This is a genomic window from Haloarcula rubra, assembly GCF_019599465.1.
GTDB classification, from domain to species: Archaea; Halobacteriota; Halobacteria; order Halobacteriales; family Haloarculaceae; genus Haloarcula; species Haloarcula rubra.
In genome coordinates, this window is the sequence record NZ_RKLR01000001.1 from 358,256 (window position 1) to 380,788 (window position 22,533).

At 66.8% G+C, this 22,533-nt stretch carries 19 protein-coding genes; 12 read left to right on the forward strand and 7 right to left on the reverse strand.

The window, feature by feature from the left end; genetic code table 11:
* Nucleotides 1–987 (reverse strand): NAD-dependent epimerase/dehydratase family protein, encoded by a 987-nt coding sequence (locus EGH21_RS01985; protein ID WP_220616795.1) that lies wholly within the window; start codon nt 985–987, stop codon nt 1–3.
* A 299-nt stretch (nt 988–1,286) separates the two neighbouring features.
* Between EGH21_RS01985 and EGH21_RS01990 the strand changes: the two genes are divergently transcribed.
* The 6 genes from EGH21_RS01990 to glpR all read left to right on the forward strand — a co-directional run bounded on the left by EGH21_RS01990 (nt 1,287) and on the right by glpR (nt 6,843).
* Entirely contained in the window at nt 1,287–2,627 is a 1,341-nt protein-coding gene (locus EGH21_RS01990; RefSeq protein WP_220616796.1) for a sugar ABC transporter substrate-binding protein, read from the forward strand.
* 48 nt (nt 2,628–2,675) lie between these two features.
* Nucleotides 2,676–3,605 (forward strand): carbohydrate ABC transporter permease, encoded by a 930-nt coding sequence (locus EGH21_RS01995; protein WP_220616797.1) that lies wholly within the window; start codon nt 2,676–2,678, stop codon nt 3,603–3,605.
* A gap of 2 nt (nt 3,606–3,607) precedes the next feature.
* Nucleotides 3,608–4,528 (forward strand): carbohydrate ABC transporter permease, encoded by a 921-nt coding sequence (locus EGH21_RS02000; protein WP_220616798.1) that lies wholly within the window; start codon nt 3,608–3,610, stop codon nt 4,526–4,528.
* Nucleotides 4,529–4,534: 6 nt separating this feature from the next.
* On the forward strand, nt 4,535–5,665 hold the full coding sequence (locus tag EGH21_RS02005) for an ABC transporter ATP-binding protein (protein WP_220616799.1): 1,131 nt from the start codon (nt 4,535–4,537) through the stop codon (nt 5,663–5,665).
* A gap of 2 nt (nt 5,666–5,667) precedes the next feature.
* On the forward strand, nt 5,668–5,841 hold the full coding sequence (locus EGH21_RS02010) for a hypothetical protein (RefSeq protein WP_220616800.1): 174 nt from the start codon (nt 5,668–5,670) through the stop codon (nt 5,839–5,841).
* A 222-nt stretch (nt 5,842–6,063) separates the two neighbouring features.
* Nucleotides 6,064–6,843: an HTH-type transcriptional regulator GlpR gene (glpR, locus tag EGH21_RS02015; protein ID WP_220616801.1), complete on the forward strand. Its 780-nt coding sequence runs from the start codon at nt 6,064–6,066 to the stop codon at nt 6,841–6,843.
* A gap of 166 nt (nt 6,844–7,009) precedes the next feature.
* On the opposite strand, the gene gltB is transcribed toward glpR, so the two are convergent.
* The 5 genes from gltB to EGH21_RS02040 all read right to left on the reverse strand — a co-directional run bounded on the left by gltB (nt 7,010) and on the right by EGH21_RS02040 (nt 16,469).
* Nucleotides 7,010–11,575 carry a glutamate synthase large subunit gene (gene gltB, locus EGH21_RS02020; protein WP_425433292.1) on the reverse strand — a complete coding sequence of 1,522 codons (4,566 nt, stop codon included), beginning with the start codon at nt 11,573–11,575 and terminating at the stop codon, nt 7,010–7,012.
* Nucleotides 11,576–11,757: 182 nt separating this feature from the next.
* A complete protein-coding gene (locus EGH21_RS02025) occupies nt 11,758–12,174 on the reverse strand; it encodes a CBS domain-containing protein (RefSeq protein ID WP_220616802.1) in 417 nt (138 codons plus the stop codon).
* A gap of 270 nt (nt 12,175–12,444) precedes the next feature.
* Nucleotides 12,445–14,106: a sensor histidine kinase gene (locus tag EGH21_RS02030; RefSeq protein ID WP_220616803.1), complete on the reverse strand. Its 1,662-nt coding sequence runs from the start codon at nt 14,104–14,106 to the stop codon at nt 12,445–12,447.
* 133 nt (nt 14,107–14,239) lie between these two features.
* Nucleotides 14,240–15,694 (reverse strand): proline--tRNA ligase, encoded by a 1,455-nt coding sequence (gene proS / locus EGH21_RS02035; RefSeq protein WP_220616804.1) that lies wholly within the window; start codon nt 15,692–15,694, stop codon nt 14,240–14,242.
* Nucleotides 15,695–15,743: 49 nt separating this feature from the next.
* Nucleotides 15,744–16,469 carry an ATP-grasp domain-containing protein gene (locus EGH21_RS02040; RefSeq protein ID WP_220616805.1) on the reverse strand — a complete coding sequence of 242 codons (726 nt, stop codon included), beginning with the start codon at nt 16,467–16,469 and terminating at the stop codon, nt 15,744–15,746.
* 79 nt (nt 16,470–16,548) lie between these two features.
* On the opposite strand from EGH21_RS02040, the gene EGH21_RS02045 reads away from it, so the two are divergent.
* The 4 genes from EGH21_RS02045 (at nt 16,549) to EGH21_RS02060 (ending at nt 19,862) form a co-directional block, all read left to right on the forward strand.
* Complete coding sequence (locus EGH21_RS02045; RefSeq protein WP_220616806.1) at nt 16,549–16,887, forward strand: DUF7471 family protein; 339 nt, start codon at nt 16,549–16,551, stop codon at nt 16,885–16,887.
* Nucleotides 16,884–17,402, forward strand: a complete 519-nt coding sequence (locus EGH21_RS02050; protein ID WP_220616807.1) for a winged helix-turn-helix transcriptional regulator — start codon at nt 16,884–16,886, stop codon at nt 17,400–17,402. Before EGH21_RS02045 ends, EGH21_RS02050 begins: the two co-directional genes overlap by 4 nt.
* A 93-nt stretch (nt 17,403–17,495) precedes the next feature.
* Nucleotides 17,496–18,761: a DUF7405 family protein gene (locus EGH21_RS02055; RefSeq protein ID WP_220616808.1), complete on the forward strand. Its 1,266-nt coding sequence runs from the start codon at nt 17,496–17,498 to the stop codon at nt 18,759–18,761.
* Between the two features lie 51 nt (nt 18,762–18,812).
* Nucleotides 18,813–19,862 (forward strand): DUF7350 domain-containing protein, encoded by a 1,050-nt coding sequence (locus tag EGH21_RS02060; protein WP_220616809.1) that lies wholly within the window; start codon nt 18,813–18,815, stop codon nt 19,860–19,862.
* Here the strand turns inward: EGH21_RS02060 and EGH21_RS02065 are convergent.
* Nucleotides 19,854–20,336, reverse strand: coding sequence for a DUF7984 family protein (locus EGH21_RS02065; protein ID WP_220616810.1), 483 nt, complete (start codon nt 20,334–20,336; stop codon nt 19,854–19,856). The genes EGH21_RS02060 and EGH21_RS02065 overlap by 9 nt on opposite strands.
* 122 nt (nt 20,337–20,458) lie before the next feature.
* Here EGH21_RS02065 and EGH21_RS02070 point away from each other — a divergent pair, with 122 nt between their 5' ends.
* Both EGH21_RS02070 and EGH21_RS02075 read left to right on the forward strand, forming a co-directional pair.
* Entirely contained in the window at nt 20,459–21,169 is a 711-nt protein-coding gene (locus EGH21_RS02070) for a hypothetical protein (protein ID WP_220616811.1), read from the forward strand.
* Nucleotides 21,169–22,461: a hypothetical protein gene (locus EGH21_RS02075; RefSeq protein ID WP_220616812.1), complete on the forward strand. Its 1,293-nt coding sequence runs from the start codon at nt 21,169–21,171 to the stop codon at nt 22,459–22,461. The genes EGH21_RS02070 and EGH21_RS02075 overlap by 1 nt, the downstream gene beginning before the upstream one ends.
* Nucleotides 22,462–22,533: the final 72 nt, after the last annotated feature.

Below are 22,533 nucleotides of genomic sequence, written 5' to 3' on the forward strand. Positions count from 1 at the left end.
TCACTCCGTGAGGGCGTCGAGTATCTCGCCCTCCGTCTCCCGGTCCGGGCCGAACTGGCGCCCGGTCCGTTCGTTCTCCCGGTGTTCGGCGACCGTCCGCTGGAGCGCGACCCGGTGGGGCGTCGACGACCAGCCCAGCGCACGCAGTTTCGCCGTCTCCAGCAGGTGGGGCGAGGCGCGATACATGGGGAAGTCCTGTGGTTCGAGGCCGTGGCGCGCGAGGTCGCGCGCGGTGGCCCCGACCGTCTCGACGCCCGTCTCACAGGTCTCGGCCAGCAGGTCTAGCCACTGGCCGAGCATCGGGGCGTGTTCGTCGCCGACGTTGTAGGCCTCGCCGGCCGTGCCCGCCTCGGCGACGAGGCGGAGCGCGCTCGCCACGTCCTCGACGTAGGCCATCTGCCAGAGGCTCAGACCGTCCCCGGGGACGACGACGCGGTCCTCGACGTCGACGCGGTCGACCCAGTAGGCGAACCGCTCGGTGTAGTCGTGGGGGCCGTAGACGACGGTCGGTCGGACGCTCATCGCCCGCACGCCCGCCTCGGCGGCCGAGAACACCTCTCTGTCGCCCTCGGCCTTCCGGGGGCCGTACGTCTCGGCGCTGTCGGTCGTCGCCTGCTCGTCGGAACACGGTTCGAGCGCCGTGTCGTCCTCGCGTTTCGGGACGCGCTCCTCCCCGTAGGCCGCCCCGCTGGAGACGTAGACGTAGGCGTCGACGTCGGCGAAGACGTCCGTCGCGACCCGCACGTCCTCCGGGAAGTACGCGACGCAGTCGACGACGACGTCGGGGTCGACGGCGGTGTGCACGTCTTCGAGCGCGTCCCGGTCCCGCCGGTTGCCCTCGAAGTGAGCCACGGCCTCGTCGTCGACGAAGGGGTTCGCTCGGGTCCCCCGGTTGAACATCGTCACGTCGTAGCCGGCGTCACGGAACTCGGAGACGGTGTAGCGCCCGATGAAGCGCGTCCCGCCGATGACGAGTACGTCGTCCATACCGGCGTATGGAGCGGCGGCGTCAAAACGGGTCGGGTGAGCGCCGGACGGTTCCTGCCGACTCGGCGAGACGTGCACACTTCGCTCACCTACGCACGAAGTATGCACACTATCGTTCACAGCGCTCAGCGGTCGCCAGTGGGAGCAGATATCGTACAGAGCGGTCAAAACGCCATCTCGGTCCATTTTAGCCCACTTCAGTGGTCACAAACTCGCGTGTTACGTAATACTTCGTCGTGATTATACGCGAACGTTAACCCACATAATTTATTAACTATGCCTAAATGATGTTCATTTGCATGCAGCGACAACCCAAGCGAACTCGACGACGATTCATCAAAGGTGCAGGCGCTATCGGTACGGTCGCACTCGCGGGGTGCGGCGGCAACGGGAGTTCGGACGGCGGAAGCGGGTCCGACGGGTCCGATGGGTCCGACGGGTCCGGCGAGACCACGGGGACCGGTACGGAGTCCATGGCCGACAGCATCGTCTTCTACAACGCCGGGAGCCTCAAGTACGACCCCGGGACGGAGGCGAACATCGAACGGTTCGAAGAGGAGACCGGCATCTCCGTCGAAGTGAACGAGGTTCCGTGGAACAACCTCAAGACCAGCCTCACCACCATCTGGCGGAACGAGGACGCGACAGTCGACGCGTTCAACGGCCCGACGTGGTGGCTGGCCGACTTCGTCGCCTCGGACTGGCTCGAACCGCTCGAACTGGGCGACAGCCACATGTCCAACTTCCCGACGAACCTCCAGGACCTCGTCACGTTGGACGGCAAGACGTACATGGCCCCCGAGTTCGGCAAGTGGGGGACGTTCCTCTACGACCAGACCCACTTCGAGGCGCAGGGCGTCAGCGAGCCGCCGAGCACGTGGGACGAAGTCGTCTCGAAGGGCCAGCAGTTGAAGACCGAGGACACGTCGCCGTTCGCGTTCACGTGGGCCAACAAGGACGTGTTCACGTTCAAGCAGTTCCTGTATCAGGCCGGCGGCCAGCTGTTCAACGACAGCAACGAACCGGTCTTCGTCGACGCCGGGATGGACGTGATGGACTTCTTCACGGAACTGCGCGAGCAGGACCTCATCCCCGACGGCATCTCCAGCATGGGCGAGGGCGGCACGGGTGACACGTTCATCGCCGGCCAGCTAGCCAGCGTGGAGTCGTGGACGCCGCTCGGCGCTCGTGCCCTCGACGCCGACAGTTGGGGGAAAGACCGGCTCGCCAGCGCGAAACCGCCGAAGGGCCCCGACTCTCGCGCGACGTTCCAGGACACGAACGGTATCAGCGTCTCGGCGTTCTCGGAGAAGAAACGCGCGGCCAAGAAGTTCGCGAAGTTCATGACCACGCCGGAGTCCTCGAAGACCAACATGAAGGTGGAGGGCAACCCCGCCGTCATCCCCTCGGTCTACGACTCCGAGGCCATCCAGAGCCAGTACCCGTCGTGGCTGCTCGAAGACATGAAGTTCAACCTCGAACACGCCAAGAGCGAGACGTACCTCGCGCAACCGCAGGTCGACGACTACCTCTCCGAGCAGATTACGCCGGCGCTGCTGGGTGACAAGGACCCGCAGCAGGCGCTCCAGACGGCACAGAACAACATCGAGAGCCTGTACCAGGACATCGGGTTGCTCTAACCGGTCGCACCACGGCACCGCCATCTGAATACACACGCACGTCACTACATGTCGACAGAAAAACAATCACTGCGACGAAAACTCGACCGGCTGTTCGTCCCCCTGACGGTCGGGCCGACGATGCTCTGGATAGCCGGCATCATCGTCTACCCGACCCTGAAGTTGCTCTGGAGCAGCGTCTTCTGGACGAACCCCATCGACGGCCAGAAGGAGTTCGTCGGTCTCCGGAACTTCGAACGCCTCATCTTCGCCGAGGGGGGCAGCGGGACGGTCTTCGGCCTCGCACCGGACTTCGTTTCGATTACCTGGCACACGTTCGTCTACGTCGGGCTGAGCGTGAGCATCTCGTTCGCGCTGGGACTGGGCATCGCGCTCCTCCTCGACAAGGACCTCAAGGGACGCGGGTGGTTCAGGACCGCCGTCATCGTACCGTGGATTCTCCCCTACGTGATGAGCGGCCTGATGTGGCGCTGGATGTTCAACTCCGAGTACGGCGCCATCAACGGGATACTCACCCAGTCCGGACTCCTGTCCAGCAAGATAGCGTTCTTCTCGGACGGGACTCTCGCGATGATGGCGCTCGTCATCGCAGACATCTGGGTGTTCACGCCGTTCATCATCATCATCCTGCTCGCGGGGCTCCAGAACGTCCCCGAGCAGTTGTACGACGCCGCCGAAGTCGACGGCGCCGGGAAGGTTTCGCGGTTCGTGAACGTCACGTACCCGTTCCTGAAACCGTCCATTCTGGTCGCGCTGACTATCCGAATCATCTTCGACATCCGCGCGCTCGACCTCGTCTGGGTCATGACTCAGGGTGGGCCGGGGAAATCGACGGAAGTCTGGGCCTCCTGGCTCTACCGCACCGCACAGGTCTTCAACCGCCCCGGAGAGGGTGCAGCACTCGGCGTCGTCCTACTCGCCGTCACGTTCCTCATCGTGGCAGTGCTGTACAGAGTCTTCGGTGAGTCCCCCTACTGACAATGAGCACGAAACAATCCACTCTCGGCCAACTGATAGCCGCACTGGGACTGGACACCGAGAACGAGTGGTCCCACGTCGTCCGTGAACGCCTCGTCGCGTACGCACTGCTGGGGCTGTACGTCTTCGTCATCTGGTTCCCCATCTACTTCATCTTCATCACGAGCATCAAACCGACGTCGGCTGTGCTGGACATCCCCATCTCGTTCCTCCCGACCCAGCCGACGGTCAGCAACTACGTCGAAATCTTCCAGAACCGGCCGTTCGAACTGTACACGCTGAACAGCCTCATCGTCGCGAGCACCACCACCGTCATCTGTGTCACGCTCGGGACGGTCACGGGGTACTCGTTCTCCCGGTACGACTTCGTGGGCAACAAGACGCTGTTGCTCTCTATCGTCGGCGCGCGGATGATTCCGCCCATCGCGCTCATCGTGCCGTTCTTCAGCATCATGTCGAACCCGCCGCTCATCGGCGGGTTGACCGGGAGTCTGTACGACACGCGCATCGCGCTCATCCTGACGTACACGTTCTTCAACCTCCCGTTCGCCGTCTGGATAATGAAGAACTACTTCGACGGCGTCCCCGAGTCGCTGGACGAACAGGCCCGCATCGATGGCTGTTCGCGCTGGGAAGGGTTCGTCAAGATTATCCTGCCGATGGCGAAACCCGGCATCGCCGCGACGGCGATTCTGGCGTTCATCTTCTCGTGGAACGAGTTCGTCTTCGCGCTCGTTCTCACGTCCTCGGAGCAGGCACAGACGTTGCCCATCGCCGTCTCGCTGTTCGTCGCCGACGACTTCGTCGACTGGGCACACCTCGCCGCCGGTGGCATGATAGCGGCCCTGCCGGGCATCCTGTTCGGCCTGTTCTTCCAGCAGTACATCGTGAGCGGACTGACCCAAGGAGCTGTCAAGGAGTAACCAACAATGGCACACGTAGAACTCAACGACCTCGTAAAGGAATTCGACGACGTCACGGCAGTCGACGGCATCTCGCTGGACATCCCCGACGAGAGCTTCACCGTCTTCGTCGGCCCCTCCGGATGCGGCAAGACGACGACGCTCCGCCTCATCGCCGGCCTCGAACGCGCCACGGACGGGGAGATTCGCATCGGCGACGAAGTGGTCAACGACCGGCGCGCCTACGAACGGGACATCGCGATGGTGTTCCAGAACTACGCGCTGTACCCACACAAGACCGTCCGCGAGAACATGCGCTTCGGGCTGGAACAACACGACACGCCCGAGGACGTCATCACGGAGCGGGTCACCGAAGCCGCGGAGCTCCTGCAGATACAGGACCTGCTCGAACGCAAGCCCTCGGAGCTCTCGGGCGGCCAGCAACAGCGCGTCGCGCTGGGGCGGGCCATCGTCCGCGACCCCGCGGTGTTCCTGATGGACGAACCGCTCAGTAATCTGGACGCGAAGCTCCGCGTGCAGATGCGCGCGGAACTCAACAAACTCCACGAGGAACTGTCGACGACGACGGTGTACGTCACGCACGACCAGGTGGAGGCGATGACGCTGGCCGACCAGATCGCCGTCATGGACGACGGCCAGATTCAGCAGGTCGGCGCGCCGACACACGTCTACTCGAACCCGCGCAACATGTTCGTCGCGGGCTTCCTCGGCTCGCCCAGCATGAACTTCATCGAGGGGACGCTCGAACGCGACTCCGCGGGGAAACTCCAGCTAGACATCGGGACGGAGACCCACGACGTCCCCGACGAGTTCGACGACGAACTCGAGTCGTATCTCGGCGACGAGGTCGTCCTCGGCATCCGGCCGGAGAACATCTCGCTCAATCAGGACGGCATCGCCGCGAACGTCCACCCCGCGACCGTGCAAGTGGTCGAACCGCAGGGCGAGAAGACGGTCCTCGAAGTCGGCCTCGACACCGGTCAGACCATCAAGGCCGCCGTCGACCCCGACACGACGGTCCAGATGGGTGACAGCGTCAACCTCCGCTTCGACCGCGACTCGCTCCAGTACTTCGACCCCCAGACCGGGGAATCACTGACCTACGAGTCGAAATCCGAGCAGAAACTGACCGCCTGACGATGCGACTCGACACCACCCGTCGCCCGTCACGCGTCGCCGTGACCGCGTTCGGCATCGCCGGGATACTGGCAGCCATCGCCGTGTACAACTACGCGACCGGTGTCCACGGCGGCGCCGTCGTCAGCAGTGTCGGTACCGTCGTCGCGACGCTGTTCGGGGTCCTCACCGAGTAATATGAAGGATGCATATTTATGAGTTCGACACGGACCGCGAATGCAACGACGTGTGGCAGACGAGGGTGTCTGTCGTAGACGTATGCAGGACCGTACGTCCCCGATTCCGTCGGTGGGGTTCCTCTAGGTGTCGAGCATGTCGATGACAAACAAGGCTATACGCGTCGCTGCCGTAGCTACGGACCGACCACCGGCGCGTGTGATACGAAACAACTCGTGACTATGTTGCCCGAGGAACGACGACAGGAGATAGTTCGAAAAGTAAACAGCAGTGACAGGGTCACAGTCGAGGAACTCACGGAGGCGTTCGGTGTCTCGGGAGCGACGATTCGGCGCGACCTGGCATCGCTGGCCGAGGACGGCCTCATCGAGCGGTTTCACGGCGGTGCGCTGCCGGCCTCGAACGGCCGGACGGACGACACCGGCACGCGGGTGGAGCGCAGCGTCGAGAACCCGAACGGGAAACGCGCCATCGCGGAACGGGCGGTCGAGGAACTGGGCGACGGCGACGCCGTCTTCTTCGACACCGGCCAGACCACCATGGAGGTGGCCAGAGAGCTCCCGGAGTCGGTGTCGCTCCTCGTCGCGACGAACTCCCCGGAGAACGCCTTCGAACTCCGGAAGGCCTGCGGGGAGGTGAAAGTCGTCGGCGACTCGCTCCGCCGGACCTCCGACGCTCTCGTCGGTCCGAGCGGCGAGTCGTATCTGCGTAAGACGAACTTCGACGTCGTCTTCCTCGAGACCGACGCCATCCAGCAGGACGGGAGTCTCTCGGTGTCGAACGAGGACGAGGCCCGCATCAAATCCCTGCTCGTCGACGGCGGTCACCGCGTCGTCCTCGTCGCCGACGGGAGCAAACTGGACCAGCAGAGCTTCCGCGAGTTCGCCACCGTCGACGACATCGACGTGTTCATCACCGACGTCGCGCTCGACGAGGACATGCGTGCGGTGTTCGACCGGGCCGGCGTCGAAGTCGTCGACAACTTACTGGTCGTGAGCTAACGGCGGACCGCGAGGCTGTGCGACGCCGGCCGGTCTTCGCCCGGCGACCTCGTCGCGACTGTGTCCGGGACACTCGGGAGCGACGCGACCCCTGCCGCCGTCGGACTCGGACGACACGGCAGACGCCGTCGCTCAGGCGTCGAGACCGAAGGAGAAGGGACCCGCCTCAGTCGTCCGAGGAGGCGGCGAAGTCGGCCTCGCTGGCCTCCGCGACGGCCGACGCGGCGGCCGGTGGTTCGTTGCGCACGTCGTCGCGTTCGCGGTCGGAGATGACCTCGGCGTAGGCGTCGGGCATCACCATCGTGAAGTTCTCGAGTTCGGCGTCCCAGTCCTCTAGGAGTTCGTTCGCGCGGTCCGAGTCGGTGTAGGCCGCGTGGTTCTCGACGAGGCGGGTGATCATCTGACGATCCTTCGCTTCGAGCGTCTCCCGGATGGAGACCATGCCGGTGTTGGCCTGTTCGGCGAAGGACCCGTCGGGGTCGTAGACGTAGGCGACGCCGCCGGACATCCCGGCCGCGAAGTTCTTGCCCGTGTCCCCGAGGACGACGATAGCGCCACCGGTCATGTACTCACAGCCGTGGTCGCCGACGCCCTCGACGACGCCCTTGATACCGGAGTTGCGGACGCCGAAGCGCTCGCCGGCCATGCCGTTGATGTACACCTCGCCCTGCGTCGCACCGTAGAGGGCGACGTTGCCGATGACGATGTTGTCGCTGGCCTCGTAGGGTGCGTCTTCCGGCGTGTTGACGACGAGTTTCCCGCCGGAGAGACCCTTGCCGACGTAGTCGTTGGCCGTGCCGGTCAGTTCCATCGTCACGCCCTGTGCGAGGAACGCGCCGAAGGACTGGCCGGCGGTGCCGTCGAAGTCGACGCGGATGGTGTCGTCGGGCAGGCCGTCGCCGCCGTGGGCCCGGCAGATGCGGTTCGACAGGGTCGCACCGACCGCGCGGTTAACGTTGTCGATGCTCGTGTCGATGGCCACCGGTTCGCCGTTCTCGATGGCGGGTTCGGCCGCGTCCAGCAGGTCCCAGTCGAGCTGCTCGTCGACCTCGTGGTCCTGTTCGCGCTGTTTGTACCGGCCGTCGTTGTCGGCCGGTTCGGCGATGACCGAGGAGAGGTCGAGTTTCTTCGCCTTCGGTTGCGTGACGTCGTCGCGCTGTTCGAGGACGCCCGCGCGGCCGATCATCTCGTCGACCGTCTCGAAGCCGAGTTCGGCCATTATCTCGCGCAGTTCCTGCGCGACGAACGTCATGTAGTTGATGACGTGCTGTGGTTCGCCGGGGAACCGGCTCCGCAGGTTCTCGTTCTGCGTGGCGATGCCGACCGGACAGGTGTTCTCGTGGCACTGTCGGGCCATCACACAGCCCGAGGTGACCATCGAGGCGGTCCCGAAGGTGTACCCCTCGGCACCCAGCAGGGCGGCGACGGCCACGTCGCGACCGGTCTTCATCCCGCCGTCGGTGGTAATCTTGATGCGCGAGCGCAGTCCCGTCGCGCGGAGCATCTGGTTGGCCTCGGCGACGCCCAGTTCCCACGGGAGGCCCGCGTTCTTGATGGACGTCTTCGGCGACGCGCCGGTGCCGCCGTCGTGCCCCGAGATGTGGACCACGTCGGCGTTGGCCTTCGCGACGCCGGCCGCGATGGTGCCGATGCCGTCCTCGGCGACCAGTTTGACGTTGATGTCGGCCTCCGGGTTCGAGGCCTTCAGGTCGTGGATGAGTTGCTTCAGGTCCTCGATGGAGTAGATGTCGTGCAGCGGCGGCGGCGAGATGAGGCCGACGCCCGGCGTCGCGTACCGGACGTGGGCGATCATCTCGTTGACCTTCTTGCCGGGGAGGTGACCCCCTTCACCGGGCTTCGAGCCCTGTGCCATCTTGATCTGGAGTTCGTCCGCCGCGGCAAGGTACTCCGAGGTGACGCCGAAGCGACCGGAGGCGACCTGCTTGGTCGTACACTCCTTCTCGGTGTGGAACCGCTCGGGCGGTTCGCCGCCCTCGCCGGTGTTGGCGTTGGCACCGAGACGGTTCATCGCGATGGCGTTGTTCTCGTGCATCTCCGGGGAGAGCGACCCGAGCGACATCGCCGCCGTCTCGAAGCGCTGGACGATGTCCTCTACGGGTTCGACGTCCTCGACGGGGATGGACTCACGGTCCGAATCGAGTTCGAGGAGGCCCCGGAGCGTCTGGAGTTGCTCGTTCTGGTCGTTGACGAGTTCGGCGAACTCCTTGTAGGTGTCGTAGTCGCCCATGCGGACGGCCTGCTGAATCTTGCCGACCGTGTTGGGGTTCCACTGGTGGTGGATGCCGTTCGAGCGGAACTCGTACTCGCCCTGCCGGGGCATCTCCGGTTCCTCTTCGCTCCACGCCACGTCGTGACGCTGGAGCAGGTCGTCCTCTATCTCCTCGATACCGATACCCTCCGTGCGGCAGGTCGTGCCCTCGAAGTACTCGGCGATGAAGTCGGAGGAGAGGCCGACGGCCTCGAAGATTTGGGCGCCCTGATAGGACTCCACGGTGGAGATGCCCATCTTCGCCATCGTCTTCAGCAGGCCGTCCTCGACGGCCGTGATGTAGGCGTCGATGGCGTCCGAGAGGTCGGCGCCGTCCGGCCCGGCGACGAGGTCCTCGATAGTCTCGTAGGCGAGGTAGGGGTTGACCGCGCCCGCACCGTAGCCGATGAGCGTCGCGAAGTGGTGGACAGCACGCGGGTCGCCCGATTCGAGAACGAGGCCGACGTGGTTGCGCAGGCCGTTGCGGACGAGGTGGTGGTGGATGCCACCGACCGCCAGTAGCGAGGGGATGGGGACGCGGTCCTCGCCGGCCGCCTTGTCCGAGAGCACGATGATGTCGTGTTCCTTGGCCGCGGCGTCGGCCTCGGCCCGCACGTCTTCGATGGCCTCACGGAGGTCAGTTCCCTTCTCGTAGGTGATGTCGACGACTTTCGTCGACATGTCGTTCTCGTCGATGTCCTTGATGGCCGCCGTCTCGGCGTCGGTGAGAATCGGCGAGTCGAGAACGAGTTGGCGCGCGTGGGCCTGCGTCTCGTCGAGCAGGTTGCGCTGGAAGCCCAGTCGAGACTCCAGCGAGGTGACCAGTTCCTCGCGGATGTAGTCCAGCGGCGGGTTCGTGACCTGCGCGAACAGTTGCTTGAAGTAGGTGAACAGCGGCCGGTTGAACTGCGAGAGCACCGACAGCGGCGTGTCGTCGCCCATGGAACCGACGGGGTCTTTCCCCTTCTCGGCCATCGGTTCGATGAGGTGGTCGACCTCGTCGTACGTGTAGCCGTACATGGCCTGATGGCTCCGCAGGCCACTCACCTCGTGGCGCGGCGTGTTGTCCGAGCGGTCTGCGACGTCGTCGATGTCGACCTGTTCCTCGGCGACCCACTCGCCGTACTTGTCGTCGGCGATGTTCTCGAAGACCTCCTCGTCGGGGATGACACGGCCTTCCTCGGGGTCGGCGAGGAAACACTGTCCGGGCTGGAGGCGGCCACGTTCGGCGATTTCGCTGGCGTCGTGGTCGAGCGCGCCGGCCTCGGAGGACATCACGAGCGTGTTGTCCTGCAAGACGTCGTAGCGACACGGGCGCAGACCGTTGCGGTCGAGCACCGCACCGATGCGGTCCCCGTCCGTCGCCGCGACCAGCGCCGGTCCGTCCCACGGTTCGACGAGCGACGCGTGGTAGTCGTAGAAGTCGCGTCGGTCGCCAGAGACGTTGTTCATCTCGCCGCGCCACGCCTCGGGGATGAGCATCCGGAGCGCGTGCGGGAGGTCACGACCGCCCTGCAGGAGGAGTTCGAGCGCGTTGTCGACGCTCGCGGTGTCGGACTGGGTCGGGTCGTCGATGATGGGCTTGATGGTCTCGACGTCGTCGCCGAACCGGTCGCTCTGGATGTCCGTCTCGCGAGCGCGCATCCAGTTGATGTTGCCCTGAATCGTGTTGAACTCGCCGTTGTGGATGATGCGGCGGTACGGGTGTGCGAGGTGCCACGCGCCGAGCGTGTTCGTCGAGAAGCGCGCGTGGACCATCGCGAACGTCGACTCCAGACGCTCGTCGGAGAGGTCCGGGTAGTACGCCGGAAGCTGTTCGGCCGTCAGCAGGCCCTTGTAGACGACGACGTCGGTAGCCAGCGAGACGACGTAGAAGCGTTCGTGGCCCGGCGGCTGTTCGGACTCGACGGTGTTCTCCAGCGAGCGTCGAGCGACGTAGAGTTGGTTGTCGAGTTCCTCGCCCGTCTTCCCCTCGGCGGACGTGGCGACGAACTGGACGATTTCCGGCTCGGACTCGAGCGCGGTGGCGCCGAGGTCGCCGTTGTCGGTCGGAACGGTCCGCCAGTCGAGGACGTCCAGTCCTTCCCCCGCGAGTTCCGTCTCGACGAGGTCTTGCAGACTCTCGGCGGCCTCGTCGTCGTCCTTCGGTAGAAAGAGCGTCCCGACGGCGTACTCGCCCGGAGCGGGCAGGTCCGCGTCCAGTTCCTCGGCGAAGAACTCGTGTGGAATCTGGAGCATGATACCGGCACCGTCACCGGTGTTCTGCTCGGCCCCAGTCGTCCCCCGGTGTTCGAGGTTCTCGAGGAGGTCCAGTCCGTCAGATACTGTGCCGTGGTCGCTGCCGCCGTCGAGGTCCATCACGACCCCGACACCGCAGTTCGACCGTGCGTCTGTCGGGTCTACGAGCCCGGCCTCGCTCGCAGACTGGTCACTGTCGTGTCGCTCAACCATGTGTGCGCGCATCTAGTTGGGGCCCCCATAAGAGGATGTTCATGAAGGTATTAGTGTTCTTTACCCCCACATTAGGACATATATATTTGTCACGATAGTTGGCGCTGTATTGCGGTTGACACGATTGTTGCAGCGTCACCGGGCCGGAACCGACGGCGCACAGACGGCAATATTTGCGCCGTCTTCGGCCAGTTCTATTTCGACGCGCGGGCCGGGGTCGGGTCCTCGATACCCGAGAGGTACGCCGTGAGGTCGGTGGTGGTCAGCATCCCGACGACCCCTTCGGTGTCGTCGACGACGGGGACGTGATGGATGCCGTGTTCTATCAACAGGTCCGCGACGCCCTCGATGGGTTCGTTGGCCGTCGTCGTCACCACGTCGGTCGTCATGTAGTCGGCGACCGAGAGCGTCTCCGTCGACTCGTCGGCCGCGGCGATAGCCACGAAGTCCGTCGACGTGAGGATGCCCACGAGACCTCCCTCGTCGTCCGTCACGACCACGGAACTGATGCCAGCGTCCAGCATCAGCTCTGCGGCCCGTTCTGCCGGCGTGTCGGCCGATACGGTCGTTACGGGTGAGGACATCAACCGTCCGACAAAGATGTCGTCCATGTCCGTGAGTCACACTCACACGCGAATAAGGTTGTTGTTACCTGCAGGGTAAGCCGTGTATACGGCGGCACCGCCGGCCGACCGTTCACCGCCGATCGAACCTGTTACGTTTCGAGACAATCCGGCCGCTGTCTGCCGTTTGTATGACCCGAGTCTGACGCCGATTTATATATCCCCGTGTAACACTCCTCTGTGGGGGCACGGAGAAAGTCACACGCTCCCTGAGCCCCATCCTTTCCTTCGGACCCTGACTCGTAGCCAGCGGCCGCGCTATCGAACCCCACCGCCAGCGGCGTCGTCGACCGGCAGCGTCAGGGCGACGGTCGTACCGTCGGGCGACGTGTCGACGTCGACGTCGCCGCCCAGCGTCCAGACGCCCCAGTAGGTGAGCCAGAGGCCGAGGCCGCTCGCGTGTTTCAGTGCCGTCTCCTCCCCGTCACGGATGGGTTCGAGTTCGTCGGGGTGGATTCCCGGGCCGTCGTCGTGGACCGAGAGGCGGTAGCGGTCCCCCGAGCGCTCGCCGGTGATACGGACGCCCGGGTCTGGCCCGGCGTGTTGCAGTGCGTTCTCGACGACCTCGCCGAGGACCAAGTCGAGGAGGTCCCGGTTGGTCGTCAGTTCGGTACGGCCGTCGCCGAGGGCGACGACGGTCGGGTCGGGCGACTCGAACCGAGCGACGACGGCGTCGACGACGTCGGCGACGACGACCGAGTCCCGGTACGACGACTGGTCGAACACCCGTTCTATCTGTATCGCCTTCTCGCTGATGTCGGTGAGTCGTTCGGCCTGCGTCGCGACCGTCGCCGCGAGACTCGCGACCTCTCCGTTCGTCCGTTCTGCAATCTCGTCTGCCGCCCCGAAGGCGACGGTCATGCTGTTTCGAACGTTGTGTCTGAGGATTCGGTTGAGGACCTGTAACCGCTGTTGACGGCGGTCCAGACGGGTCACGTCGCGGAGGACGAGGGCGTGCCCGACCGGACGCGCGCCGGGACCGGTCACCGCCGACGCAGTCACCTGAAACGTCTGGCCCTCTCGCCTGTCGCGCGTCGGCAGGTCGCCGACCGTCTCGACGCCGAACCCGTCGAGTACCGGACGTACCGACCGGCCGACCAACTCGTCGGCGTCGAGGTACGACCGTGCCCGTGCGTTCGCCCGGAGGATGGTGTCGTCGTCGGCCACGACGAGGATGCCGTCGTCCAGTTCGTCGAAGACGGTGCGCTCGCCGATGCGGGCGATGGCCGGGACCATCGCCAGCACCTCCTGCCGGAACACGGCGTACGCGAAGAACAGCGACTGGCCACCCACCGCGACTTCGATGAGCGGATACCCCTCGACCGGAGCGACGCCGAGAATCTGTGCCGCGCCGGCGAGGACGCTCACGAGCGACCCGAGCACGAGTGCCATCGACTGGCCGAGGAACAGCGTCTCGCCGTCCGCGACGGTCTTCAGTACCACGGCGAAGCCACCGAGGAACACCGCGTAGAGGTAGACGCCGAGCGCGCCGCCGAGGGGCCCGATACTGGCCGTCACCACGGTCCCGGCGGCCACCGTCTGCTGGGTCGTCTCCTCGACGAGGAGGGGCCACGAGGGTGCGAGGGCGTAGCTCACCGCGCCCGCGAGGAGCGGCGCCGTCACGACGCCGAACGGGCCCGGCCGGAGCCACCACTCCCGCCCGGTGTACCGGAGGACGAACGCGAGCCAGACGACGCCCGCGAGCAGACTCAGTCCCGTCGTCACGCCCCACAGTCTGAGTCGGAGCGGCCCGGTGTCCAGCACGAGGCCGACGGCCGCCGTGGATACCCAGACAGCCGTGACCGCCTGCAGGCCGGCGAACAGCCTGCTCCCGGGCGTCTGTCGGTGTCGCCAGCCGACGACCGCCAACCCGAGCACCACCACGACCACGACGAGGAGAACGGCTCCCGTTACACTCATCCCACGAACCCCTGTGGACCTGTACCGCGGCCACCTTCTTATCGTTTATCCGTCAATTATCGGTGCGTGATACTCCGACGTCGACGGGTCGGTCCTGACCCGATGGTCGAGGAAAACGGCCGCCAGTTCTGACTCAGTAGCTCTTCGCGAAGTACGCCGTCTCCTCGGCGTCCTCGCCGCAGATGGCACAGTCGTCGTGAATCGGTTCCTCGTCGCGGTCCAGCGGGACCATCACGATTTCGGCGGCGATGGCCTCTTTGATGGGGTCCTCGCAGTCCTCGTCGCCACACCAGCCACACTTGACGTAGCCGCCGTGCTGACCGATGGTGCCCAGAATCTCCTCGCGGGACTCGGCCTCGCGAATCTCGCCCTCCAGCGTCTCCTCGGCGCTGGCGTACAGTTTGGCGTGGATGGTGTCGAGGTGGTCCTCGACGGTGTCGTCGATGTCGTCGCGGTCGACCGTCTCGCTCTCGCCGTCGGGGCGGTGGACCAGCGTCGCCTCCTCGTCCTCGACCTCGTGGGGTCCGACCTCGATTCGCAGGGGGACGCCGTTGAGTTCGTGTTCGTTGTACTTGAAGCCGGGATTGCGGTGGTCGCGGTCGTCGAGTTCGACGCGGACATCCGCTTCCTCGAGTTCGGCGGCGAGGTCGGCAGCGTACTCCAGCACGTCGTCTTTGGTGTCTTCCTGCCAGATGGGGACGACGACGACCTGCGTGGGCGCGAGTGCGGGCGGGAGTACGAGACCCTGGTCGTCGGAGTGAGTCATGATGAGCGCGCCCATCGCGCGCCAAGAGAGGCCCCACGAGGTGGTGTGGGCCACGTTCTCCTCCTCGTCCTCGTCGGCGTAGGTGATGTCGAACGCCTCGGCGAACGACGTCCCCAGATAGTGCGAGGTAGCGGCCTGCACGCTCTTCCCGTCGGGCATCAGCGCCTCGACGGTCGTCGTCGTGTGCGCGCCGGGGAACTTGTCGTGTGGGGGCTTGCGCCCTTTCAGCGGCGGCATCGCCATGACTTCCTCGTAGAGGCGCTCGTACTGGTCCAGCCGGGTCATCGTCTCGTCCCACGCGCCGTCCTCGTCGGCGTGAGCCGTGTGGCCCTCCTGCCAGAGGAACTCCTTGGTGCGGAAGAACGGCTTCGTCTCGGTGGCCTCCCATCGGACGACGGAACACCACTGGTTCAGTCGCAGGGGGAGGTCACGGTGCGAGCGGGTCCAGTCGGCCATGAACGGCGCGATGATAGACTCGCTCGTGGGCCGGACCGCCAGTCGCTCCTCCAGTTCGTCGTGGCCGCCGTGGGTGACCCACGCCACTTCCGGGTCGAACCCCTCGACGACGTCTTTCTCCCGTTCGAGGTAGCTCTCCGGGATGAACAGGGGGAAGTAGGCGTTCTGGGCGCCGGTGTCCTTGAACCAGCCGTCGAGGTGGCTCTGGATGCGCTCCCAGATGGCGTACCCTCGCGGGCGCGTGACGATGAACCCGCCCATGGGGGCGTAGTCCGCGAGGCCGGCCTTCTGGACGACTTCGGCGTACCACTCGCCGGGTGAATGCTCCTTGCTCTCCGTGATGCCGAGGTCCTGCTCGCCGCTCATTACCGGAATCGTGGCCCACGCCGCTAATAAACTCCCCGAAGGTGTGCCACTACGCGCCGATGGTCGTCAGCGACGCCACGGAGTCGGCGATGCGTCGGTCCATGTCCGTCCCGGCGAACGTCGGCACCGGCGTCGTTCTGAGGGCGTAGAACTCGCCGTCCTCGCCCTGCGTGAAGTCGACGGCGACGGCCCGGGCACCGAACCGCTCCAGCAACTCACGGACCCGCGTGGCCAGCGCCACGTCGACGTCGGTCCGCGAGACCAGCGCGTCGCCCTCGGACAGTGAGATCCGCACCTCCAGTGCGCGGACGTGCGTCTCGCGCCCGTCGTCGACGGCGTAGTACCGGTGGTCGACCGGTTCGGTCCGGACCGACTCGACGTAGAACGACGGCTGGTGCCCCCGTTCGGACCGACCACGCCACGCGAACGGGTTGGCCATCTCGAACCCGGCCGTCGGGCCGTCGAACCGGACATCGGGGACGCGACACCCGAGTGCCTCCAGCGCGTCGAGCGCGACGACGCGGGAGGCGAAGGCCGTCGTCGCGAGGAACCCGTTCCACGTCGGGACGTCTCGCCGGTCCGCGTAGCGCAGGGCGCCGAACGACTCGGGGTGTAAGGCGCCGTTGACGAGGGCGTCGAGGCCGTCGACGTCGGCCCGGCAAATCGGGTCGACCGGCCGGAGGAACTCGACCTCGAACCCGCGTGCGGCCAGTCGTTCCGCGACCGGCCAGAAGGCGGAGTGATCCGGTTCGCAGACGAACCCGATGCTGTCCATACCGTCGGCTCTCGCGGACGGCGTAAAAAAGTCAGCCAGAACCGAGAGAGTCAGGTGGCTTCGCCGTCTAGGTGCAGGCATGACATGGCCGGGTCACATGGGGTTCCATCTGGGCGAGTTCCACGTGGACTTCGGCGCCGTCCTCCTCGTCTCCGGGGTGGCGACGGCGGCCCTCTGTGCGCTCGGACTGGCCGCCTACCGTCGGCGCGGGTCGCGGGCGTACCTGCTCGTCGCGCTGGCACTCGGTGCACTCGTCGCCCGGCCACTGCTGGCGGGGTTGTCGATGGTCGGGGCCATCAGCCCGACCAGCCACCACACCCTCGAACACGCCGCCGACGCGCTGGTCGTCGCACTGGTCTTAGGTGCCGTCTATTATTCCAGACAGGTCGAGAAACGACTCGATAACAGAGACACATGACGAACGAGACGCGACAGTCGATTCGGGACCACATCGACCGCGACCCGGGCGTCCACTTCCGTGAGTTGACGCGGGTGCTGGACCTCGCGACGGGACAGGTCCAGTACCACATCCGGCGACTCGACGACGTCACGACGGAGACGGTGAACGGCCGCACGCACTACTACCCGCCGGAGTACGACGGGTGGGAGCGACGCGCCCTCGCCCTGCTCCGGCGCGAGACGGCCCGCGACGTCGTCGCGACGCTGTTCAAGGCGGACGGCGCCCGACCCGACGCCGTGGCCGACCACCTCGGCATCGCCCGGAGCACGCTCGAACACCACCTCGACGGACTGGTCGAACACGGCGTCGTCGAGAAGCGCCGCGACGGCGGCCGCGTCACCCTCGAACTCGTCGACCCCGCGGAGACGGCCAGACTGGTCCGGGAACTGGAGCCGAGTCTCCCGGCACGGCTCACCGACCGGTTCGAGCGGTTGGTCGACAACCTGCTCGAGAGCCCGGACGGCCGGGACTGACACGGTCGCTGGACGGGTGTGTGCGCGGCGTCGCCCCCGCGTTCGGCTGGTGTACCAGAATCGAGTAATGGGTCGGTCCCCTAGCCCGTGACGATGACAGACCGCGGTATCTCACGACGCGAGTTCGCGAAGAGCGCCGTCGCCATCGGTGGGACGGCCGCGCTCGCCGCCTGTCTCGACCGTGGCGCACCCGACGTTCCCGAGGGGGCCGACGACCCCGCCAGTCTGCCGGCCCGCCAGCACGCGTGGAACGACGCGCTGGCCACCGACGACGCGGGCAACCCCCGGATGGCACACCACCACGTCCTCCTGTTGCTCGACTACGAGGGCGACGGGACGCCGACCGACGCCGACCGGGGACAGGTAGAGGACGCGCTCAGGTCGCTCGAACGGGCCTACGAGTGGAGCAGCGACGGACTCCTGTTCACGCTCGGCTACAGTCCGGCGTACTTCGACCGGTTCGAGGCGGGTCCGGCGGGCGTCGAGGTACCGGAACCGGAGGCGCTGGCGCCGTTCGAGGACCCCGCCTTCGACACGCCCGACGCGCTCCTCCACCTCGCCAGCGACCACGAGAGCGTGGTACTGGCCGCAGAAGAGGCGTTGAAGGGCACCAAAGAATCGGTCAACGACCACGAGATGGCGGCGACGTTCGAGGGCGTGTTCGGCGTGGCCGACCGTCGCACCGGGTTCGTCGGGGGCGGCCTCCCGGCCGAGAATCAGGACGTCGACGGTATCCCCGACTCCGAACCCGTCCCGGAGGACGCACCCCTGTTCATGGGGTTCAAGTCCGGATTCGAGGGGAATCAGGCCACCGAGGACCGCGTAACGGTCGACTCCGGCCCCTTCGCCGGCGGCGCGACACAGCACCTCTCGTTCATCCGCCTGCACCTCCAGCAGTGGTACGAACAGGACTCTCGCGAGCAACGGGTCTCGAAGATGTTCTGCCCGGCCCACGCCGACGAGGGGAAAGTCGAAGGGGTCGGCGAGAACCTCGGTACGGACAGCGCCATCGACGAGTGCCCCGAAGACGTCGTCGAGAGCGGGCGACGGGAGGGCGTCGTCGGCCACTCGCAGAAACTCTCTCGCGCCCGAGAGGACGACAGTCCGACCATTCTCCGCCGGGACTTCGACTCGACGGACGGCGGCGAGGCGGGCCTGCACTTCCTCTCGCTCCAGCAGTCCATCGCCGACTTCGTCGCGACCAAGGAGGCGATGAACGGGACGGACGTCTCCGAGAACTCCGCGGTCGGCCAGCGGACCAACAACGGCATCCTCCAGTACATGACCGTCGAGCGACGGGGGAACTACCTCCTGCCCCCGCGTTCCCTGCGGGCGCTCCCGCCGGCCGACCCGGCCTGATTCGCCCACCGTACCAGAACCGTCTTTGAGAGACGGCGGCTACCCGACCGTATGGACCGACGACGCTTTCTCGCCAGCGCCGGCCTCGCCGGCGCGTCCCTCGTCGCTGGTTGTGGCTCCTTCCAGAGTCAGTCGACGCGCGCGCCACCGCTCGTAGAGAACCGTCCCGACGGCACCTATCGCCCGACGCACGTCGAGGGGATGGGGATGGCCGGGATGGCCGAAGCGGGCGATTACATGGTCGGCTTCGGCTACTCGTTCCCGCACCGCTTCTGGACGGTCACCGGGACCGACGCCGAACGCGTCGACATACGGGACGCGGACAGCGTCCACCTGATGGCGACGGTGTGGGACCCCGAGACGGAGATGGTGTTGCCAATCTCCGCCGGCGTCTCCATCGCCATCGAGCGAGACGGGGAGACGGTCGACGAGAAGTCGCCGTGGCCGATGATCTCCCAGAACATGGGCTTTCACTACGGCGACAACTACGAACTCGACGGGGACGGTCTGTACACGCTGAAGGCGCGCGTCAACGCGATGGACGAGCGCCGACTCGGGCCGTTCGCCGAGAAGTTCAGTGAGGCCGCCGAGGCCAGCGTCGAGTTCGACTTCGCCCAGTCGGCCCTCGACCAACTCTCCTACGAGGAGTTCCCCGAGACCCAGGGCGAACGCGGCGCCGTCGACCTGATGTCGATGGAGATGATGCCCACCTCGCAGACCCCGGTCGCCGGCGAGTTGCCCGGGACGCTCCTCGGGACGAAGAAGGGGAGCGACGGGGTGTACGCCGCGACGTGGCTCTCCGAGGCCGACTTCCTCGCCGACGGCGAGTCGTATCTGGCCGTCTCGGCCCGGACGCCGTACAACCGCGTTCCGCTACCGATGATGTCGCTTGACGGGTCCGTCGAGGCCGGCGGCGAGACGGTGTTCGACGACGCGCTGACCGCCGCGCTCCACCCGGACCTCGGATATCACTACGGCGCCGTGGTCGAGACGACGGGAACGGACCCCTCGGTCGGCGTCGACGTCGTCGCCCCGCCGCAGGTCTCGCGCCACGAGGGGTACGAGACGGCGTTCGTGGGGACGCCCTCGTTCTCATTCTAACTCGAAGGGGCTCTCGTCCTCCTGCCACGGCCACCCCGGTACTCGCGTCTGGACGCCCGCCGCCAGTGCCGCGTCGAGGTCGTCCGCCCCGGCGGCGTCGCCCTCGGCCCCGTGGGTCCGTACGTCGGCGACGTGGAACGTGGCTTCGGCGAGCAGTCGGAGTGGTTGCTCGCCCGCCAGCATGGCCGCGAGTTCTCGCCCCAGCAGTTCGTCGACGACGAACCCCGGATAGTCTCCCTCGACGTCCAGGTTCCGGAGCAACCGAATCAGCGCCGCGACGTTGACCGCCCGGTCGCCGTCCTCGAACACCGTCTCGACGGTCTCGCGGTAGGCTCGCTCGTCGATGGACGCGACGTCGACGCCGAACAGGCCGCCGAGGTGGTCCCGGGTCTCGTTGACCAGCGGCACGACCACGTCGGCCCGTTCGAGCGTCCACTCGTACTCCTCGGCGACGACGGTGGGGGTGACGTGCATGTGTCGTCCACGTCCGCCGTCGCCTTCGGTGTGACGACGGGGCCAGACCCATCGCGTTCGGTCTGCGAGCGTGATACCGAACACGAGACTTATTCCGGTCGGGACACGACGCTCTCCAGACGATGGTCCCTCCAACACGCCGTCGCGTCCTCCACGGAGTCGCCGGCCTCGCGAGTGCACTCGCCGGGTGCGGTGGCTTGCTCGACGGGAGCGCCGAATCGAGTCGCGCGTCGCCGACCGCGACCGCCCGCCAGAACGACTTCGCCGGGTCCGAGTCCGACCCCGAGAGCGTCGCCCTCCGTGCCGACACCGACCGGCCGCCGGTCTGGCTCGCGGACCCCGAACAGGAGGACGGCGGGCGACCGACCGAGTCGGAACACTCCTACTTCCGGACGAACGCCCTCGTCGACGGCGCCGAACGTGCCGAACGGGTCTCCGTCGCCGACGTCTCGGGTGCGGACCGCGTCGGGGCGTTCCTCGACGCCACCGCGTTCGACAGCGAGACGGTGTACGTCGAGACGCATCAGGTAGGCGAGTGCTTCCGCCTCGAACTCTGCGGTGTCTCGTGGCGGCCGGACGAGGTCCAGACCGACTACACGCGCGTCACCCGTCCCTACGACGAAGCCTGCCGGGCCGACGAAAAAGTGTTCGCGGTGCGGCTCGTCAGGATTCCGGCCGCCCTCGACGCGGACTCGGTGACCGGGTTCGGCTCCTCTGTCGGCACCGGCGGGTGTCGACGGGGGCCGGCGGCCGAAAGCAGTGCGTCGACCGCGGGCGGCGACGGCACCGGCCAGACCGAGACGCCGACGCGGACGACCGGGGGTGGGCAGTGATGGTACCGACCGACGGGACGACGCGACGCAGGTTCCTCGCAGTCGTCGGTGCGAGTGCGCTCGCCGGGTGTGGTGCCATCGAGGATTTCGGCGGCGATGAGCGGACGACCATCCGGAGCCACGAACTCCCCGACGTCGACCACGAAGCGGGGCCGCGCCGTCGGGTCGCGCCCGCCGTCCCCGTCGCTATCGACGGCGCGTACCTCGGGGCGGCCCGCGACCGGACCACGGACCTGCTCGCGGCCCTCCCGACGCCGCTGGGCCCCGACGAGATTCCCAACGGATACGTCCGAGAGCGACTGCTCGACGCCTCGACTAACGCCTCCGACGCCCTCGACGAGGCCCGGCGCGCGGAGACGGCGTTCGCCTCGATGCAGGAACTGCGCCGGGCCCGTGAGCACGCCCGGTACGCCGCCGCTGGGTGGCGGTTCGTCGACGCGGGCCAGTCGGTCGCCAGCCTTCGCGAGGAACACGAGACGGCGACAGCGGCGGCGCGGTCTATGCGGTCGGCCTACGACCACCTCGGGGCCGACCCCGTCCGGGCGGCACTGGTCCACGCCCGAGTCGAGCGAGCGCTCGAGCGGGCGGCCGACGGCGAGCAGCCCCGTGCGCCCGACGACGGGTCGGCGCTCCTGACCGTCGCCGAGTGGGGCGAGGAAACAGAGTCGACCCGGGCGCTCCTCGAGGACGCGCGGCACCTCGACTCGCAGTTCCGGGCCTCGCTCCCGTCGGACGCCGGGACCGTCGAGCCACGCCTCCGCCGGACCGCCGAGACGCTCCTCTCGACGGCCGAGTCGCGCCTGTCGACGCTCCCACCCGAACCGACTGCCGACGACTGGGGCACCGTCGAGCGCGTCGTCAGCGACCTTCGATACGAGGCCGAGGACGGACTCGCGCGCGTCGCCGAGGCTCCCGGACCGGCCACTGCCGTCGTCGACGCCACCGGACGACTGGCTCACTTCGACGCACTGGACCGCGTGCAGGACCGCGTCGAGTCCGGCGACCGGTTCCGTGTCGAGAGCGCCGCCGACGTCCACCAGTACAGGGAGACGGCACTCGACGCGCTGGCGTCGGCACTCGCGGACAGCCCCGCACCCGGACTCGCCAGAACCATCCTCACCGACGCCGCCGGCCGAGTCTGGAGCGCAGACTGGGAGCTGAGTCGGGCCCGCGGCGAGACCACGCCCGAACAGTTGTCCGACCCCGTCGCGTCGTACGTCGTCGCGACGGCGCTCGCACGGGCCGCACCGACGGCCAGTCGACGGACCGCAGACACGCTCGCGTCCGCATAGACGACCGCCGACCCGGTCCGGAGTGCGAAGTCTTTAATAATTCGAGCGGGGTACTGACGTGTACAATCGGTT